This window comes from Aeromonas finlandensis (assembly GCF_000764645.1).
Lineage (GTDB): Bacteria > Pseudomonadota > Gammaproteobacteria > Enterobacterales > Aeromonadaceae > Aeromonas > Aeromonas finlandensis.
This window is the reverse complement of the sequence record NZ_JRGK01000201.1, coordinates 1-2,375: the sequence shown is the minus strand read 5'-3', so window position 1 is coordinate 2,375 and position 2,375 is coordinate 1. Positions and strand designations below refer to the sequence as shown.

The following is a 2,375-nucleotide window of genomic DNA, read 5'->3' as shown; positions in this document are numbered from 1 at the left end:
GCCAACGAGATCCTGTTTGGTTCACTGGTTGACGGGGGGATAGTGAAGGTTGAGTTGGGAAGTGACAGCCTCAGCTTTGATTTTCAGGTCAATGTTGAAGCTGTTTCCCACTAAGCGTCAGTGATCAGAAAACGACAAAAAACCCCAACCGAAAGGTTGGGGTTTTTTGCTGAATTCCTGGCTTAGCGAGAGCGGAAAACAATACGTCCCTTGGAGAGATCGTAGGGAGTCAGTGCTACCGTTACTTTGTCTCCAGTCAGGATACGAATGTAGTTTTTGCGCATCTTGCCTGAAATATGAGCGATAACCACGTGACCATTCTCCAGTTCCACACGGAACATGGTATTGGGCAGGGTTTCGAGAATAGTGCCCTGCATCTCAATACTGTCTTCTTTAGCCATTGAATCCTCTTGATAAGCCACAACAAAAAACCGCTGGATCATGCCGGATTTAAGGCTATGTGTAAAGTTTACTCGGGCTTGGTGTCGATATTTTTCCATTCCCCCTGAATTAACAGCTCGTGAGGGAGATAATTGCGCTTGTAATTCATCTTGCGGCACGCCTCTACCAGATAGCCGAGATAGAGCCAGCTTCGCCCGGTTCGCCTGGCCAGATCGAGCTGGCAGAGGATGGCAAAGGTGCCCAAGGAGCGATCGGCATAGTCCGGATCGAAGAAGGTATACATGGCGCTCAAGGAGTGGGGCAGCAGGTCGGTGGTGGCCACGCCGATAAGGCGGCCCTCTTTGCGCATCTCCAGATAGAGCGGCGGCATCCAGTCACAATGGAGAAACCCGCGATACTGGCTGCGGTTGGGGGGATACATGCTGCCATCGTGGTGGCGTTCGCGGATATAGCGTTCGTAGAGCAGGTAATATTCAGGCTTGTCATCGTAGCTCAGGACGATCTCGATATCTTTGTTGAGTTGGCGGATCCGCTTCTGGCCGCGGCTCGGGCGAAAGCGCTCGCTGTGAATACGAAGGGACTGGCAGGCGTGGCACGCCGAGCAGTGGGGACGATAGATGTCGTTGCCACTGCGGCGAAAACCGGCAGTCAACAATCGCTCGTAGCCGTTGGCATTGTGCAGGTTGTGATCCATCAGCACCAGCAGCTGCTCCTGCTCATGGTCCAGATAGCTGCAGGGATGCTTGGGGGTCAGCCCTACTTTGAGGATCACTTCTTCAGTCATAGGTTGATCTCCCCCTCTTGCCAGCAGGAAGCCAATAGTGGTTGATGGCCTAGGCGCGCCAGCTCGGCCAGAAAACGGGCCCTAGGCCACTCCTCGATACCCAGGGTCGCCAGAAACGGGTTCTGCATCTGGCAATCGATGAGGGCGCCGCGATGGCGGGCAAAGTGGCGACAGAGTGCCACCATGGCCAGTTTGGCGCCGTTATCGATATGGCTGAACATGGATTCACCACAGAACAACCGACCAATCGACAGGCCGTAGAGGCCCGCTTGTAGTTTTCCCTCTTGCCAGATCTCGACCGAATGGGCATGGCCCAAACGGTGTAGCCGCTTGTAGGCCTCGATCATGGGTTGGCTGATCCAGGTGCCATCCGCAGTGCGACGAGGGGCGGCGCAGGCAGTGATTACCTCATTAAAGGCGCGATTGACGGAAATATCGAATGGGGTGCGGCGGATAATCTTCTGCAATGTCCGTCCCACATGGAGTTGGTCGGGGCGGATGACCCCGCGGGGATCAGGCGACCACCACAGGGTCGGCTGGTGGGGTTCATTCCACGGGAAGATCCCCTTGTGGTAAGCTGCCAGCAATCTGGCCGGGGAGAGATCCCCGCCGATCGCCAGCAAGCCGTTGGGCTCTTCCAGCGCATGGCTGGGGTCGGGAAACCAGCAAAGCTCATCATCCAGTTGGGTAAGATAGCGAGACATAAGGCAACGAGGTTCATAGATGAAGGCCATTATCCTGATAGTATCCAGCTTGCTCTGCTTTGTCACGGCGCCCGCCGGGGCGGAAGTTTACCAGCGCAATACCGCGCGGCCGGTCAATCAGGTGGTGTTTGGCCAGGTTGAAACGGTACGCAATATTACTCAGCGCCAGATCCTGGAGTCCGAGCACTCAGGCTGGAAGACGCTGGGTGGTGCCGTGCTGGGTGGCCTGCTTGGCAACCAGTTTGGCGGCGGTCATGGCCGTGAAATCGCCACCGCTGTCGGGGCGCTCGCGGGTGCTGCGGCTGCGCAGCAATATCAGTCCGGGGGTACCGTGGTGGAAAACAAGCTGGTGGAGCTGCTGATCCGCAACGAGCAAAATGCCCTTATCAACGTGATCCAGGATTATGATCCCGCCATGGTCTTTGCCAATGGGGACAAGGTGCGCATTCTCTATTTCGATGATGGGGTGCGGGTCGACAAGACTT

Annotated in this window: 4 protein-coding genes; 1 reads left to right on the top strand and 3 read right to left on the bottom strand. The window is 56.1% G+C overall.

Annotated elements, in window-relative coordinates; all coding sequences use genetic code 11:
- Positions 1–182: 182 nt before the first annotated feature.
- The 3 genes from infA to aat all read right to left on the bottom strand — a co-directional run bounded on the left by infA (position 183) and on the right by aat (position 1,890).
- Positions 183–401, bottom strand: coding sequence for a translation initiation factor IF-1 (gene infA, locus LD28_RS0112590; RefSeq protein ID WP_005300033.1), 219 nt, complete (start codon positions 399–401; stop codon positions 183–185).
- A 68-nt stretch (positions 402–469) separates the two neighbouring features.
- Positions 470–1,186: an arginyltransferase gene (locus LD28_RS0112585; protein WP_033137310.1), complete on the bottom strand. Its 717-nt coding sequence runs from the start codon at positions 1,184–1,186 to the stop codon at positions 470–472.
- Positions 1,183–1,890 carry a leucyl/phenylalanyl-tRNA--protein transferase gene (aat, locus tag LD28_RS0112580; RefSeq protein WP_033137309.1) on the bottom strand — a complete coding sequence of 236 codons (708 nt, stop codon included), beginning with the start codon at positions 1,888–1,890 and terminating at the stop codon, positions 1,183–1,185. Before aat ends, LD28_RS0112585 begins: the two co-directional genes overlap by 4 nt.
- 19 nt (positions 1,891–1,909) lie before the next feature.
- Here aat and LD28_RS0112575 point away from each other — a divergent pair.
- A partial coding sequence (locus LD28_RS0112575) for an outer membrane lipoprotein (protein WP_033137308.1) occupies positions 1,910–2,375 on the top strand: 466 nt, incomplete at its 3' end.

Excerpts from the sequence above, each read along its gene's own strand:
- LD28_RS0112585 (WP_033137310.1), bottom strand. The coding sequence starts at position 1,186 with ATGACTGAAGAAGTGATCCTCAAAGTAGGGCTGACCCCCAAGCATCCC.
- aat (WP_033137309.1), bottom strand. The coding sequence starts at position 1,890 with ATGTCTCGCTATCTTACCCAACTGGATGATGAGCTTTGCTGGTTTCCC.
- infA (WP_005300033.1), bottom strand. The coding sequence starts at position 401 with ATGGCTAAAGAAGACAGTATTGAGATGCAGGGCACTATTCTCGAAACC.